Raw genomic sequence first — 15,435 nt, 5'->3', positions numbered from 1 at the left:
CGGTTCCGCGGTATTCCGCGAAGAGAGCCGCATCGACATGGAGAACCGAATGAACGACACACTCGACCCCGTCACGCTCGCCGTGCTGCGCGGCCGCCTCGAGCAGGTGGCCGACGAGATGGACGCCACGCTCTACCGCAGCGCGTTCAATCCCATCATCGCCGAGGCGCACGACGCCTGCCACGGCCTGTACGACGCGACCAGCGGCGACACGCTGGTGCAGGGCAAGTCGGGCCTGCCGGTGTTCGTCGGCGCCATGGCCTTCGCGGTGCGCGCCACCATCGCCGCGGCCGCGCCGCGCGGCGGCATGAAGGACGGCGACATCTGGATCAGCAACGATGCCTACGACGGCGGCACGCACGCCAACGACTTCAAGCTGGTCAAGCCCTTCTTCCGCCACGGCAAGCTCTACTGCCACATGGCCTCGGCCGCGCACTGGCACGACGTGGGCGGCGCGGTGCCCGGCAACTACAACCCCGCGGCCACCGAGTGCTGGCAGGAGGCGGTGCAGATCCCGCCGGTGCGCATCGTGCGCGACGGAAAGCTCGATGCCGACGTGCTCGCGATCCTGCAGGCCAACACGCGCCTGCCCGACAGCCTCTGGGGCGACCTCAACGGCCAGCTCGCGGCGCTCGAGCTCGGCGCGAAGCGGCTGCACGGCCTGCTCGACGAGTACGGCGATGAGCTGGTGCTGAACGCGCTCGGCGAGCTGCGCGGCCGCGCGCTGCGGCTGATGCGCTCGCACATCGCCTCGCTGCCCGACGGCCGCTACAGCTTCGAGGACCTGCTCGACAACGACGGCATCGTGAACGAGCCGCTGACCATCGCGCTCGACATGACGGTGGCCGGCGACCGGCTGCTGCTCGACTTCTCGCGCACCTCGGCGCAATGCGCGGGGCCGGTCAACATCTCGCGCGCCACGGCCGTGGCGGCCTGCTACGTCGCGCTCAAGCACCTGTTCCCCGACGTGCCCGCCAATGCCGGCGTGCTCGACGCGGTGGATTTCCTGATTCCCGACAAGCTGGTGATCAGCGCCGAGCGGCCACGCCCGGTCGGCGGCTACACCGAGACCATCCTGCGCATGATCGACGTGATCTTCAGCGCCGCCGCGCAGGCCGATCCCACGCGCGCCGTCGCGCAGGCCTACGGCACCATCAATGCGCTGTCGATCGCGGGCCACCGCAGCGACAAGGGCCGCGAGGGCCAGCGCTGGGTGATGTTCAGCTTCTTCGGCGGCGGCCATGGCGGCCATTCGGGCGGCGACGGACTCTCGCACGGCAATGCGCCGATCTCGACCGCGACCATTCCGCCGCTGGAGATCCTCGAGGCCGCCTATCCGGTGCGCTTCACCGAATGGTCGCTGCGCGCCGATTCGGGCGGCGACGGCCGGCACCGCGGCGGCCTCGGCGCCGTCTACGAGATCGAACTGCTCGAGCAGGACGCCGAAGTCTTCGTGTTCGGCGAGCGCGGCACCTCGCCGCCCAAGGGCATCGCGGGCGGCGGCGCAGGCGCGGTCAACGTGTTCCGCTACGAGAACGCGGGCGAATGGCACGTGCCGCCGATGGTCTCGAAGATGCGCGGCATCCGGCTCGAGCGCGGCGAGCGCGTGCGGCTCGAGACGCCGGGCGGCGGCGGCTGGGGCGAGGCCGCCGAGCGGCCCGCGGCGCAGCGCGCGGCCGACCGCGCGATGGGCTATGTGACGACCGGCAACGACGACAAGGCATCCGAATGAGCTCCCCTGGCAACTCCCGCAATTCCCTGGTCGTCGGCGTCGACGTCGGCGGCACCTTCACCGACCTGTTCGTGCTCGACGAGGCGAACGGCACGGCACGCATCGTCAAGGTGCCGTCCACGCGCGGCGAGGAAGCGCGCGGCTTCATGAACGGCGTGGCACGCGTGGCGGATTCGGCCGCGGCCATCGCCACCATCGTGCACGGCACCACCGTCGGCACCAATGCGCTGCTCGAGCGCAAGGTGGCGCGCACCGGCATCATCACCACGCGCGGCTTCCGCGACGTGCTCGAGATGCGCCGCCGCGACCGGCCCCAGACCTGGGGCCTGCGCGGCAGCTTCCTGCCCGTGGTGCCGCGCGACCTGCGCCGCGAGGTCGACGAGCGCGTGCTGGCCGACGGCACCCTGCACACCGCGGTCGATCTCGACCAGGTGCGCGCCGAGGCGCGCGCGCTGCTCGAGGCCGGCTGCGAGGCGGTCTGCGTGTTCTTCATCAACACCTACGCCAACCCGGCGAACGAGCGGCTCGCGGTCGCGGCGGTGCGCGAGCTCTGGCCGAATCCGCACGTCACCTCGGCCAGCGAGGTGCTGCCCGAGATCCGCGAATTCGAGCGCTGCTCGACCGCCACGCTCAATGCCGCGCTGCAGCCGGTGGTGGGCAGCTACCTCGGCCGGCTCGAGTCGGACCTGCGCGCGCAGGGCTTCGCGGGCGAGTTGCTGGTGGTGCAGAGCAACGGCGGCGTGATGTCGCGCCAGACCGCGAGCGACCTGCCGGTGCGCACCGCGCTGTCGGGCCCGGCGGCCGGCGTGATCGCCTGCGCGGCCATCGCGCGCGCGGCCGGCTTCCCGAACGCGATCACGGGCGACATGGGCGGCACCTCGTTCGACGTCTCGCTGGTGGCCAACGGCGAGGCCGCGCTGGCGGCGCAGACCGCGATCGAGTTCGGCATGGTGATCCGCTCGCCGATGATCCAGATCGAGACCATCGGCGCGGGCGGCGGATCGATCGCCTCGGTGGATGCGAGCGGCATGCTGCAGGTGGGCCCCGAGTCGGCCGGCAGCGTGCCGGGCCCGGCCTGCTACGGGCGCGGCAACATGCGCCCCACGGTGACCGACGCCAACGTGCTGCTGGGCCGCATCGCGGCCGATCGGCCGCTCGGCGGCGGCCTGCTCGCGGCGCTCGACGGCGAGAAGTCGCGCCAGGCCATCGAGGAACACGTCGCGCGCCCGCTGGGCCTGGACGTGCACGCGGCCGCCGAGGCCATCCTCACGGTCGCCAATGCGCGCATGGCTGGCGCCATTCGCCTGGTGTCGATCGAGCGCGGGCACGATCCGCGCCGCTTCGCCTACATGCCCTTCGGCGGCGGCGGCGCGCTGCACGTGTGCGCGATGATGCGCGAGGTCGGCGTGGCCACCGGCATCGTGCCGCGCTATCCCGGCGTGACCTCGGCGCTGGGCTGCGTGATCGCCGACATGCGCCACGACGCGGTGCAGACCCTCAACAAGCCGCTGGCCGAACTCGACGTGGCGGAGGTCCAGCGCCGCATCGACGAGCTGGCCGCGAGCTGCCAGCAGCGCCTCGATTCCTCGGGCGTGCGCTTCGAGGAGGTGCGCGAGGTGATCGCGCTCGACATGCTCTACGCGGGCCAGACGCACACGCTGCCCGTGGTGCTGGGCAGCGCGCCGCTCACGGCCGCGGCCATCCGCGCCGCCTTCGAGGCCAGCTACACGGCTGCCTTCGGCCGCGTGCTCGAGGGCATCGCGATCCGCGTGATGAACCTGCGCTATGCACGCATCGGCGTGCGGCCCAAGTTCGACCTCAAGGTGCTCGCGCCCGAGGGGCAGGGCAGCACCGCGCCGCTGGGCACGCAGCGCGTGTTCCACGACGGCCGCTGGCACGAGGCGCAACGCTATGCGCGCCTGGAGCTGCCGGTGGCCGCGCGCATCGAGGGACCCGCGATCCTCGAGCAGGCCGACACCACCGTGTGGCTCGAACCCGGCTTCCATGCCGAGGTCGATGCGCACGGCAACCTTCTCGTGAGGCTGTCATGAGCGAAGCCAGGCAACCGATCGCGGCACGCACCGCGCTGGTCATCATCGACCTGCAGAACGACTTCCTCGATGCCCGGGGCGCCTATGCGCGCGGCGGCGATACCAACCCGCCGGCGCTGCTGCTGCCGGCGCGCGTGGCCGCGGTGGCGCGCGCGCTCAAGGCCGCGGGCGGCATGGTGGTGGCGAGCCAGTTCACGCTGTGGCCCGATGCTTCGGGCGAGCCGATGGTGTCGCCGCACCTGAAGGCGCTGCGCCCGTACCTCGCCAAGGGCGACTTCGCGCCCGGCAGCTGGGGCCAGGCCAATGTCGACGCGCTGGCCGGGCTGGTCGACGTGAACGTGAGCAAGGTCGCGTACTCGGCCTTCTTCAACACCCAGCTCGACTGGGTGCTGCGCCGCGCGGGCATCGACACGGTGGCGGTCTGCGGCATCGTCACCAATGGCGGCGTCGCGAGCACGGTGCGCGATGCGCACATGCGCGACTACCGCACGCTGGTGCTGGCCGACGGCTGCGCGGCCTTCGGCGAGGAAAGGCACCAGACCTCGCTGGCCGACATGCGCAACGTGGCCGAGGTGACGGACTGCGCGGCCTTCGCCGCGTCGCTCGCATGAGTTCGAACCCGTCGCGACCGGTGCGCCGCGCGGCCTCGGTCGAGGCCGAGGTGCGCGTGCCGGTGGCGATCGTCGGCGGCGGCGCCTGCGGGCTCACGGCCGCGCTGATGCTGGCCGACGCGGGCGTGGACTGCGTGGTGCTCGAGCGCGATGCGCTGCCCAGCGGATCGACCGCGCTCTCCTCGGGCTTCATCCCCGCGCCCGGCACGCTCGCGCAGCGCGCGCACGGCGTGCTCGACGACAGCGCCGAGCGCTTCGCCGCCGACATCCAGGCCAAGGCCCATGGCCGCGCGGCACCCGCGCTGGTCGCGGCCTATGCGGGGGCCATCGGCCCGGCGCTCGATGCGCTGCAGGCACGGCACGGGCTGCGGTGGCTGCTGCTCGATGGCTTCCTCTATCCGGGCCATGGCGTGCACCGCATGCATGCGCTCGAACAGAAGACCGGCGCCGCGCTGATGGCGGCGCTGCAGTCGGCCGCCGAGGCGGCCGGCATTCCGGTGCTGACGCAGGCGCTGGTCGACACGCTGGTGCTCGATGATGGCGACCGCGTGGTCGGCGTCGAGTACGCGCGCCCCGACGGCAGCCGCGAGACGCTGGGCTGCGATGCGCTGCTGCTGGCCTGCAACGGTTTCGGCGGCAATGCGCGGATGGTGCGCACGCTGCTGCCCGAGATGGCCGAGGCCGCGTTCGGCGGCCACGTGGGCAACGACGGCAGCGCGATCCTCTGGGGCGAGGCGCTGGGCGCGAGGCTGCGCGACCTCGGCGGCTACCAGGGCCATGGCTCCTGGGTCACGCCGCAGGGCGCGCTCATGTCCTGGGCCGTGATGATGGAAGGCGGCGTGCAGCTCAACTGCGAGGGCCGGCGCTTTCATGACGAGACCCAGGGCTACTCGGAAGCCGCGGTGCATGTGCTCGCGCAGCCGGGCGGCATCGCCTGGAACGTGTTCGACGCGCCGCTGCTCGCGCTGGCGCGCGGCTTTCCCGACTTCTGCGAGGCCGAGGCGGCGGGTGCCGTGCGGCGCTGCGAGTCGGTGGCCGCACTGGCCGACTGCATCGGCTGCGAGGCCGCGGTGCTGCAGGCCACGCTCGACGCGATGCGCACCGGCACGCCTACGTCCGACGGCCGCGCGTTCGCGCGCGGACTCGAGGCACCGTACTTCGCGGTCAAGGTCACGGGCGCGCTGTTCCACACCCAGGGCGGCCTCGACACCGCGCCCGACATGCGCGTGCTGCGCCACGACGGCATGCCCTTTCACAACCTGCTGGCCGCGGGCGGCGCGGCGGGTGGCGTGTCGGGCGACGCGGTCTGGGGCTATCTCTCCGGCAACGGCCTGCTGAGCGCCGTGGCCGGCGGCTACATCGCGGCGCGCACGCTCGCCGCACGCAATCCAACCAGGACGAACTCCGCATGACGAATCCCTCTTTCAAGACCCGGCTCGCGCGCAACGACATCGTGCTCGCGCCCGGCGTGTACGACGCGCTCAGCGCGCTGGTGGCCGAGCAGGCCGGCTTCGAGGCGCTGTACCTCTCGGGCGCCTCCATCGCCTACACGCGGCTCGGCCGCTCCGACGTCGGCCTCACCACCTTCACCGAGGTGGCCGACACGCTGGCGCGCATCACCGAGCGCGTGCGCGTGCCGGTGATCGTCGATGCCGACACCGGCTTCGGCAACGCGCTCAACACCCAGCGCACCGTGCGCGGCTTCGAGCGCGCGGGCGCGGCCATGGTGCAGATCGAGGACCAGACCTTTCCCAAGCGCTGCGGCCATCTCGACGGCAAGGCCGTGGTGTCCGAGCGCGAGATGGTCGGCAAGCTCAAGGCCGCGCTCGACGCGCGCAGCTCGAGCGAAACCCTGATCCTCGCGCGCACCGACGCGGTGGCGGTCGAGGGCATGGAGGCCGCGCTCGACCGCGCCGAGGCCTATCTCGCCTGCGGCGTGGACGCGCTCTTCATCGAGGCGCTGCGTTCGCCCGAGCAGATGGACGCGGCCTGCCGGCGCTTCGGCGACCGCGTGCCGCTGCTGGCCAACATGGTCGAAGGCGGCAAGACGCCGATCGAGGATGCCGACGCGCTGCAGCGGCACGGCTTTCGCATCGCGATCTTCCCGGGCGGCACGGCGCGCGCCGTGACGCACACGCTGCAGGGCTACTACGCGAGCCTGCGCCGCCACCGCACCACGCAGCCGTGGCGGCCGCAGATGCTGGACTTCGATGCGCTCAACGCGGTGATCGGCACGCCCGAGCTGATGCTCGAAGGACAGAAGTACGAGTAGGTCTCAGCGCAGCGCGCGCACGAGTTCGTCGTAGACCAGCCGCACGCGCGCCGGCACCGGCGCGCGCTGCGAGCGGTAGACATGGATCGGCCAGGACTCGGGCGCCTCGGCCTCGAGCACCTCGACCAGCTCGCCCGACGCGATCAGCGGCTCGGCCAGCGGCCCCGCGAGCTGGCCGAAGCCCAGGCCCGCGCGCACGGCGGTGCACTCGGCCTCCACGTCGTCGCTGATGAAGGCCGGCGCCGCCACCGGCATCTGCCGCCCCTTGCTGAAGAACCAGGACCACGGCCGGCCCACGCTGCGGTCGAGCAGCGCGGTGAGCGGAAAGCCCGGCAGCGCCTCGATGTTCTGCGGAATGCCGGTGCGCGCGATCAGCGCCGGCGCCGCCACCACGCGCAGCTGCATGCGCCCGACCGTGCGCGCGACGAAGCGCGCATCGCGGATCGGGCCGGCGCGCACGCCGATGTCGATCTGCTCGTCGACCACGTCGGCATGTTCCTCCGACAGCCGCAGGTCGAGCACCAGGCCCGGGTGCGCGGCCAGCATCGGCGCCAGCGCCTCGGGAATCAGCCGCCGGCCATAGACGTTGGGCGCGGTGACGCGCACCGTGCCCGCGTGCTGCGAGAGCGCGCGCCGGTCGGTGCGGTGGAACAGCGCATCGACGCCGCCGACCGCGGTGCGCGCGCGCTGCGCGAGCTGGCGGCCGAAGTCGGTGAGCTGCACGCCGCGCGTGCTGCGGTGGAACAGCGGCTCGCCCAGTTCCTCCTCGAGCTCGCGCACGGCGCGCGTGACCACCTGCGGCGAGACCGCCAGGCGCACGGCGGCATCGCGGAAGTTGGCCGCATCGGCGGCGGCGCAGAACACGCGCAGGGCTTCGAGCCGGTTCGACATGGGGGGAGACAGGTGGGTTGGGTATTCCTGAATCAGGAATTCTGAAGTCGTGAGAGTTTCATTTACGGGAACGCCCGGATTTTCCACACTGCATGCACTTCTTCAAGTTCTTCAACGCCCACCCCAAGGAAAACACCATGACTTCCGTTCAAGACAACATCCGCGGCAAGGTTGCCATCGTCACCGGCGCCAGCAGCGGCCTCGGCGAATCCACCGCCCGCCACCTGGCCGCCCGCGGCGCGAAGGTGGTGCTGGCCGCGCGCCGCACCGATCGGCTCGAGAAGGTGGTCGCCGAGATCCGCGAGGCCGGCGGCGAGGCGATCGCGGTCGCCACCGACGTGGCGAAGCGCGAGGACCTCGAGCGGCTCGCCGCCGCCACCGTCGAGGCCTTCGGCCGCATCGACGTGCTGGTCAACAACGCGGGCGTGATGCCGCTGTCGCCGATCGAGAAGCTCAAGGTCGACGAATGGGACCGCACCATCGACGTCAACATCAAGGGCGTGCTCTACGGCATCGCCGCCGTGCTGCCGCGCATGCAGGCGCAGGGCAGCGGCCACATCGTCAACGTGGCCTCGATCGCCGGCATCAAGGTGTTCACGCCGATCGGCACCGTCTACAGCGCCACCAAGTACGCGGTGCGCGCCATCTCGGAAGGCCTGCGCGTGGAGGTCGGCAACACCGGCATCCGCGTGACCATCGTCTCGCCCGGCGCGGTCGAGTCCGAACTGAAGTTCGGCACCACCGATGCCGAGACCGCCGCGGGCGTGCAGGCCTTCTACGAGGCCAGCCAGATCCCCTCGGACTCGGTGGCGCGCGCGGTGGTGTACGCGGTGGAGCAGCCCGCGAACGTGGACATCAACGAAGTCGTGCTGCGGCCGGTGGCGCAGGACTTCTGATCCTCGAGCCCGATGGCGCGGATGCCGCTCAGAACGGCATCTGCGCCGAGAAGGCCACGCTGCGCGGCGCGCCCACGTAGTAGCTGTTGAGCCAGTCGCTCTTGTTGGCGACGTTGTTGACGTTCAGCCGCAGGGTCAGCGGCCGGCCCGAGAGCTTCATGGCGTAGCGCAGGCCGAGGTCGGCGGTGGTCACGGCGGGCAGGCGGTCGGTGTTGGCCGCGTCGGCCCACTGGCGACCTGTGTAGTAGACGCCGCCGGTTAGCACCAGGCCGGGCACCGGCAGCTCGTATTCGGCATAGACCTTGGCGATGAGCTTCGCCACGTTCTGCGGCGCCTTGCCGTCGAACTCGGAGCCCCTGACCTTGGCGTCGAGCGCGGTCAGGCCGCCCACCACCGTCCATTTGTCGGCCGGCTTTCCCGAGACGTTGAACTCGAAGCCCCGGTGCTTTTGCCGGCCGTTCTGCGTGTAGGTGTTGGCCGTGTCGATGTATTCGTAGGCCTTCTCGATGTCGAACAGCGCGCCGGTCAGCAGCAGTTCGCCGACCGTTGCCTTCAGGCCGATCTCCTTCTGGCGGCTGACCATCGGCGGCAGCACGGCACCGAAGTTGGCGGCGGTGTCGGGCGCGGTGCCGCCGGCTTCCAGGCCCTCGATGTAGCTCGCGTAGGCGGTCAGCCAGGGTACGGGCTTGTACATCAGCGAGACCGAGGGCGAGCTGCGGCTCTTGTCGTAGTCGGGCTGCGATTTCGCGCCCTCGCCGTCGAGCGCGACGGTGCGGATGTTGCTGCGCGTCACGCCCAGCAGCATCGACCACTGCTCGCCGAACTGGAGATGGTCGGCGATCATCTGGTTGCGGTTCATCACGCGGCCCGCGTAGTAGGGCGTGTAGATGTTCGGCGTGAAGTAGGGCTCGGGCACGTAGGTCGGCTGCGAGAACGGATAGGGGCCCTGCCAGCCGGTGTTGGGGCTGCTGCGCGTGGCCCAGGACTTGTCGGAATACATGTAGGCGCCCACCGTGAGCTTGTGCGACACGGGGCCGGTCTCGAAGCGGATGTCGGCCAGGGCGGAGCCGGCCTCGAAGGTGTCCTCGGTGCGGCCCGAGCGGATGCGGATCTGGCTGAAGCCCTCGGCCGAGCTCACGCTGTTCATCGTGTGGTCCTGCACCGGTCGGTCGATGCCGTCGCGCATGTAGGCGGCGCGCAGCGTGATGCGGTCGTCGAGCCGGTAGGTGGCCTTGGCCATCAGCTTGGTGTTCTCGAATTCGTCGCGCACCCAGGGCTGGCTCCAGTTCCTGCGCGCGTCGGGCGCGCGGCCGCGCGGGATGTCGTAGAACCAGTAGGCCGAGGTGCCCGCGCTGCGGTACTTGTTGTAGACCGCGTTCATCTCGACCAGCAGGCGGTCGGTGAGCTGCCAGTCGACGGCCGCGCTGACCAGCGTGCGGTCGATCTTCTGGTCGTCGACCGCGGTGTTGCCGTTCTGCCGGACCACGTTCAGCCGGTAGCCGGCGCGGCCGGCTTCGTCGAAGCGGCCACCGAAGTCGCCGTGCACGTAGGCCTGGCTGCCGCCGTAGTTGCCCACGGTGATGCTGTTGAGCCGCTCGAGCGTCGGGCGCTTGTAGACGTAGTTGATCATCCCGCCCGGCGAGGCCGCGCCGTAGAGGAAGCCCGAGAGGCCGCCGAGGATCTCGACGCGCTCCTTGTCCTCGACCACCGCGGCATGGTTGTAGGCGCGGCGCAGGCCGTCCTCGGCCGTGTCCGAGCTGTTGAAGCCGCGGATGCTGACCACCGGCGTCCAGCTCGTGATCTGTGGCGTGGCGGTGCGCGTGGAGGGGTTGAGCTTGTAGATGTCGTCGGGCGACTGGCCCTGGATGTTCTGTATCAGCTCGCGCGGCACCACGCTGATCGAGAACGGCGTGTCCTGCAGCGCCATGCTGCCGAGCGCGCCGACCGAGGAGACGGTCTTCGCGCGGTAGCCGTCGGCGGCGCTGCCGTCCTGCTGCAGCTCCGTTGTCGCGTCGATGGCCGAAGCGTTCACCACCACCGGCGGCAGCGTCGCGCCGCCCGCGGCCGAGGGCATGGCGCGGATCACCGCCGCGTTGCCGTCGAGGCTCGCGCCCAGGCCGCTGCCCGCGAGCAGGCGCTCCAGCGCCTGGCTCGCGGTGAACTGGCCCGACACCGCCGGCGCCTGCTTGCCGGCGACGAGATCGGGATGGACCATCAGCTGCAGCCGGGCCTGGCGCGCGAGTTCGTTGAGCGCCGAGCCCAGCGGCTGGGCGGGCAGGGCGATCGGGTAGACCGCCGCCGCCTGCACGGCGGGCGCGGGCTGGGCGTGCGCGGGCGAGGTGCCCCAGGCGGCGAGGGCAAGGGCCGCCGCGAAGGCGGTGGCGGCGGGACGGAAGCGCGGGTGCGGCATCAAGGCGGACTCCGGAAGGGCGATGGGTAGATGGAAAGAACTACCCATGCAGACGCATCAGTTCCGGCGCAGTGGAGGTCCGTCGCGAATTTTTTTGAAGAAATTTCGGCGCAGGCCTGGCGGGGCGTCAGCGCGGCGCGATCTCGGTCGTGCCGTCGCGCGGCTGCAGCCGCACCGGCAGCACCTGCGGCAGCGCCTTGGCGAAGGCACCGAACTGCCGCAGGTCGAAGCTGCCGTTGATCCGCATCGCGGCCACCGCGGGGTCGCGCACCGTGAGGCCGGTCGGGCCGTAGCGCTCGAACTCGGCCAGCGCCTGCGCGAGCGGCGTGTTCTCGAAGTTGGCGCGGCCTTCGCGCCAGAGCAGGGCGCCCGCGGCGGGGGCGACGGGCGCGCTGCGCAGGTGGCCGTCCGCGTCGGCGGCGACGGCTTCGCCCGGGCCCAGCAGCCGTGACTCGGCACCGGCCGTGGGGTCGGCAGAGGCCACGCGCACCCGGCCTTCCTCCACCGTCACGCGCACGCCGCCGGCATCGAGCCCGGTCTGCGTGTGGCGCACCGAGAAGCGCGTGCCGACCACCGTGATGCGCAGCGGGCCGGCCAGCACGTCGAAGGGCCGGGCGGCATCGGCCTGCACGCTGAAGTGGGCCTGGCCCTCGGGCAGGCGCACCTCGCGCCGCTGGCGGTAGAGCGTCACCTCGGCGCGCGTGGCGGTGTCGAGCCTGAGCACGCTGCCGTCGGGCAACTGCACGTCGAGCTGCTGGCCGCGCGCGGTGGCGAAGCTGTTGGCATAGACCGGCTGCTGCTGCCACAGCACCCAGCCGCCCGCCACCACGAACAGCGCGCAGGCCGCCGCGGCCAGCGGCATCCAGCGGCGCGTGCCCTGCCAGCCGCGGCGCGGTTGCGTGGCAGCCTGCGTGCGCGCGCGCAGCGCGGCCAGCTCGGCGGCGGGCAGCGTGTCGAGCCGCTGCCAGGTGCCTTCGAGTCGCTCGAGGGCGGCGCGGTGCGCGGGCGCGGCCGCGAGCCAGGCCTCGAATTCGGTCGCCTCGTCCGGCGCCAGCCCGTCCTGCCGGCGCACCAGCCAGCGCGCGGCGGCCAGTTCGGCATCCGGCGCGCGGTCGGTGGGCGGGGGCGGGGACACGGTCATGCGGGGAAATTCTCTGTTCTGGATGGAGACGCTCGAGCGGCCTCGAAGTGGAGGTCAGCGCGGCGACGCGCTATCGATTGTGGTCGCTGGTCCCGGTGCCGAAAGAGTCCTCGCAGGCCTTGCAGGCCAGCACGCCGCGGATCACGTGCTGCGCCACCATGTTCTTCGAGATGCCCATGCGCTCGGCCACTTCCTGATGCGACAGGCCCTCGAAGCGGTTCAGCACGAAGGCCTCGCGGCAGCGCGGCGGCAGGGCCTCGATCACCGCGAGGATGGCCTGGGCATGCTGGGCCGACGCGTAGGCCTCCTCGGGCTGCGCATGCCGGGGCGCGATGGCGTGGTCGGCATCGGCCAGCGCATCGATGTCCTCGTGGTCGCGCAGCACGGCGCGGCGGTGCCGGTCGATCACCAGGTTGCGCGCCGTGCGGTAGAGCAGCGCGCGCACGTTGGAGATCGCCTCGCCCGACTGCCGCAGCGCGAGCACGCGCGCATAGCTCTCCTGCGCTAGGTCGGCCGCGGCATCGCGGTCGTTCACCGTGCGGGAAAGGAAGTTCAGCAGTTCGCGGTAGTAGCGCTCGAGCACGATCGACCCATGCCATGGAAGGAAGCGTTCCGTCGACAGGCTGGCGTGGGATGTGGCGGCGGCTGACCTTGCGCGCATCGTGGATGGGAACTCTTCTCATTATCGACGAAGCCCCGCGCGGCGGGCCCTCGGCACCGGTTGTCATCGGCGGGTTGCTTTTTGTTGATAACCTTTTTCGGCTCAAGGTCTTTGCCGGCCAAAAATCGAAAGCCCCTGCAAAATAGAACGACCGTTCGTTTTTGTCTGGAACCCCACGATGTCCGTCAATGCCGTTTCCGCCAAGCCGGCCCGCGCCGCCCAGAAGGGCCAGCAGACCAAGGCCGTGATCGTCGACGCCGCATTGGCGCTCGCCGCGCAGATCGGGCTCGAGGGCCTGTCGATCGGCGCCGTGGCCGAGATCACCAAGATGAGCAAGTCGGGCGTGTTCGCCCACTTCGGCTCGCGCGAGGAGCTGCAGATCTCGGTGGTGCGCGAGTACCACGCGCGCTTCGAGCAGGAAGTGTTCTTCCCCGCCATCGAGGCCGATCGCGGCCTGCCGCGGCTGCGCGCGATGTTCGCCAACTGGATGAAGCGCACCTCGACCGAGATCGACTCGGGCTGCATCTACATCAGCGGCGCCTCCGAATTCGACGACCGCCCGGGCCCGGTGCGCGACGCGCTGGTGGAGTCGGTCTCGATCTGGCAGGCCGCCGTGCTGCGCGCGATCGTGCAGTCGAAGGAGGAGGGCCATCTCAACGCCGACGCCGACGAGCGCCAGGTCGCGTTCGAGATCCATGGCCTGATCCTCGCGCTGCACTACGAGGCCCGCTTCCTGCGCGTGCCCGGCTCCATCGGCCGCGCCAACACCGGCTTCGACAACATCCTCGGCCGCTATGCGGCGGCCGGGACGCCCGCGCCGACCACGAGCGCCGCCGCGCCCTCGCGCGTGCGCCGCCTCAAGACCGTGCGCTGAGCGCGCGGCACCGTTTTCCCTTTTTCTTTTCCCTTTCATCTTTCAGTTCGACCAGGAGAGTTCCGGATGCCCAGCTACAACCCACCCGTGCGCGACATGCAGTTCGTGCTGCACGAAGTGCTCAACGTCGCCGAGGAACTCAAGGCACTGCCCGCGCATGCCGAGACCGACGCCGACACCATCAACGCGGTGATCGAGGAGGCCGGCAAGTTCGCGGCCGAAGTCACCTTCCCGCTCAACATCAGCGGTGACGAGGAAGGCTGCGTGCTCGACAAGGCCACGCACGAAGTGAAGACGCCCAAGGGCTTCAAGGAGGCCTATGCCAAGTACGTCGAGGGCGGCTGGCCCGCGCTGTCGTGCGACCCGGCCTTCGGCGGCCAGGGCCTGCCCTTCGTGGTCAACCAGTGCCTGTTCGAGATGCTCAACAGCGCGAACCAGGCCTGGACCATGTACCCGGGCCTCTCGCACGGCGCCTACGAGGCGCTGGTGGCGCACGGCACCGACGAGCAGAAGAAGACCTACCTGCCCAAGCTGGTGAGCGGCGAATGGACCGGCACCATGTGCCTGACCGAACCCCATTGCGGCACCGACCTCGGCCTGCTGCGCACCAAGGCCGAACCGCAGCCCGACGGCAGCTACCGCATCACCGGCAACAAGATCTTCATCTCGGCCGGCGAGCACGACATGGCCGGCAACATCATCCACCTGGTGCTGGCCCGCCTGCCCGACGCGCCCAAGGGCAGCAAGGGCATCAGCCTGTTCGTGGTGCCGAAGTTCAAGGTCAAGGCCGATGGTTCGCTCGGCGAGCGCAACCCGATCTTCTGCTCCGGCCTCGAGCACAAGATGGGCATCCACGGCAACGCCACCGCGCAGATCGTGATCGAGGGCGCCACCGGTTCGCTGGTGGGAGAGCCCAACAAGGGCCTGGCCGCGATGTTCGTGATGATGAACGCCGCGCGCCTGGGCGTGGGCAACCAGTCGCTGGGCCTGACCGAGGTGGCGTTCCAGAACGCGCTGGCCTATGCCAAGGACCGCATCCAGATGCGTTCGCTGTCGGGCGTGAAGGCCAAGGACAAGGAAGCCGATCCGATCATCGTGCACCCCGACGTGCGCAAGATGCTGCTGACCGCCAAGGCCTATGCCGAGGGCGGCCGCGCGCTGCAGGTGTTCTGCACCCTGCTGCTCGACAAGGAGCACCACCATCCCGACGAGAAGGTGCGCAAGGACAGCGGCGAGCTGGTCGCGCTGCTCACGCCGATCGTGAAGGCCTTCATCACCGACAACGGCCACATCGCGACCAATGCCTGCATGCAGGTCTTCGGCGGCCATGGCTTCATCAAGGAATGGGGCATGGAGCAGTACGTGCGCGACAACCGCATCAACATGATCTACGAAGGCACGAACACCGTGCAGTCGCTCGACCTGCTGGGCCGCAAGGTGCTGGGCAACAACGGCGCCTCGCTGAAGAAGTTCGGCAAGCTGGTCGCGAAGCTGGTGGAAGAGGAGGGCGTGAACGAGAAGATGGCCGAGTTCATCAACCCGATCGCGGGCCTGGGCGACCAGCTCACCAAGTTCACGACCGAGATCGGCTTCAAGGGCTTCCAGAACCCCGACGAAGTGGGCGCCGCCGCGGTGGACTACCTGCGCGTGGCCGGCCACTTCGTGTTCGGCTACCTGTTCGCCCGCATGGCGCAGGTCGCGCTGCGCGAGATCGCGGCCGGCAACACCGATCCGTTCTACGTCGCCAAGCTGCAGACCGCGCGCTTCTACTTCGCCAAGCTGTTCCCCGAGACCGCGACGCTGATGCGCACGGCCCGTGCCGGCAGCAAGGTGCTGATGGACACCGACGCCGCGCTGGCCTGAGTCCGCGCTTCCCCTCTTCGACCACTTCCCGGA

Annotated in this window: 12 protein-coding genes; 8 read left to right on the top strand and 4 right to left on the bottom strand. The window is 70.7% G+C overall.

The window, feature by feature from the left end; translation table 11 throughout:
* Positions 1 to 49: 49 nt before the first annotated feature.
* From AC07RV_RS23225 to AC07RV_RS23205, 5 genes are read left to right on the top strand one after another with little or no spacing between them, the layout of a single operon-like run.
* A complete protein-coding gene (locus AC07RV_RS23225; protein ID WP_296776890.1) occupies positions 50 to 1,732 on the top strand; it encodes a hydantoinase B/oxoprolinase family protein in 1,683 nt (560 codons plus the stop codon).
* Entirely contained in the window at positions 1,729 to 3,783 is a 2,055-nt protein-coding gene (locus tag AC07RV_RS23220) for a hydantoinase/oxoprolinase family protein (protein ID WP_296776888.1), read from the top strand. Before AC07RV_RS23225 ends, AC07RV_RS23220 begins: the two co-directional genes overlap by 4 nt.
* On the top strand, positions 3,780 to 4,394 hold the full coding sequence (locus tag AC07RV_RS23215; protein WP_296776886.1) for a cysteine hydrolase family protein: 615 nt from the start codon (positions 3,780 to 3,782) through the stop codon (positions 4,392 to 4,394). Before AC07RV_RS23220 ends, AC07RV_RS23215 begins: the two co-directional genes overlap by 4 nt.
* Positions 4,391 to 5,806 carry an FAD-dependent oxidoreductase gene (locus tag AC07RV_RS23210; protein ID WP_296776883.1) on the top strand — a complete coding sequence of 472 codons (1,416 nt, stop codon included), beginning with the start codon at positions 4,391 to 4,393 and terminating at the stop codon, positions 5,804 to 5,806. Before AC07RV_RS23215 ends, AC07RV_RS23210 begins: the two co-directional genes overlap by 4 nt.
* Positions 5,803 to 6,666: an isocitrate lyase/PEP mutase family protein gene (locus tag AC07RV_RS23205; RefSeq protein WP_296776879.1), complete on the top strand. Its 864-nt coding sequence runs from the start codon at positions 5,803 to 5,805 to the stop codon at positions 6,664 to 6,666. The genes AC07RV_RS23210 and AC07RV_RS23205 overlap by 4 nt, the downstream gene beginning before the upstream one ends.
* A gap of 3 nt (positions 6,667 to 6,669) precedes the next feature.
* On the opposite strand, the gene AC07RV_RS23200 is transcribed toward AC07RV_RS23205, so the two are convergent.
* Complete coding sequence (locus AC07RV_RS23200; protein ID WP_296776877.1) at positions 6,670 to 7,557, bottom strand: LysR family transcriptional regulator; 888 nt, start codon at positions 7,555 to 7,557, stop codon at positions 6,670 to 6,672.
* Between the two features lie 137 nt (positions 7,558 to 7,694).
* Between AC07RV_RS23200 and AC07RV_RS23195 the strand changes: the two genes are divergently transcribed.
* Positions 7,695 to 8,453 carry an SDR family oxidoreductase gene (locus tag AC07RV_RS23195; RefSeq protein ID WP_057590961.1) on the top strand — a complete coding sequence of 253 codons (759 nt, stop codon included), beginning with the start codon at positions 7,695 to 7,697 and terminating at the stop codon, positions 8,451 to 8,453.
* Between the two features lie 28 nt (positions 8,454 to 8,481).
* Here AC07RV_RS23195 and AC07RV_RS23190 read toward each other — a convergent pair whose 3' ends face one another.
* The 3 genes from AC07RV_RS23190 to AC07RV_RS23180 form a co-directional block, all read right to left on the bottom strand.
* Entirely contained in the window at positions 8,482 to 10,863 is a 2,382-nt protein-coding gene (locus AC07RV_RS23190) for a TonB-dependent receptor (RefSeq protein ID WP_296777056.1), read from the bottom strand.
* A gap of 127 nt (positions 10,864 to 10,990) precedes the next feature.
* Entirely contained in the window at positions 10,991 to 12,004 is a 1,014-nt protein-coding gene (locus AC07RV_RS23185; protein WP_296776874.1) for a FecR family protein, read from the bottom strand.
* Between the two features lie 70 nt (positions 12,005 to 12,074).
* Positions 12,075 to 12,587, bottom strand: a complete 513-nt coding sequence (locus AC07RV_RS23180; protein ID WP_296777052.1) for a sigma-70 family RNA polymerase sigma factor — start codon at positions 12,585 to 12,587, stop codon at positions 12,075 to 12,077.
* Between the two features lie 256 nt (positions 12,588 to 12,843).
* Here AC07RV_RS23180 and AC07RV_RS23175 point away from each other — a divergent pair, with 256 nt between their 5' ends.
* Positions 12,844 to 13,539, top strand: a complete 696-nt coding sequence (locus AC07RV_RS23175) for a TetR/AcrR family transcriptional regulator (protein WP_296776871.1) — start codon at positions 12,844 to 12,846, stop codon at positions 13,537 to 13,539.
* 66 nt (positions 13,540 to 13,605) lie between these two features.
* A complete protein-coding gene (locus AC07RV_RS23170) occupies positions 13,606 to 15,402 on the top strand; it encodes an acyl-CoA dehydrogenase C-terminal domain-containing protein (RefSeq protein WP_296776870.1) in 1,797 nt (598 codons plus the stop codon).
* Positions 15,403 to 15,435 lie beyond the last annotated feature (33 nt).

It is taken from the genome of Variovorax sp. GW821-FHT09B01 (genome assembly GCF_059418345.1).
The sequence above is the reverse complement of the archived record's forward strand: the minus strand, read 5'-3'. Positions and strand labels throughout refer to the sequence as shown.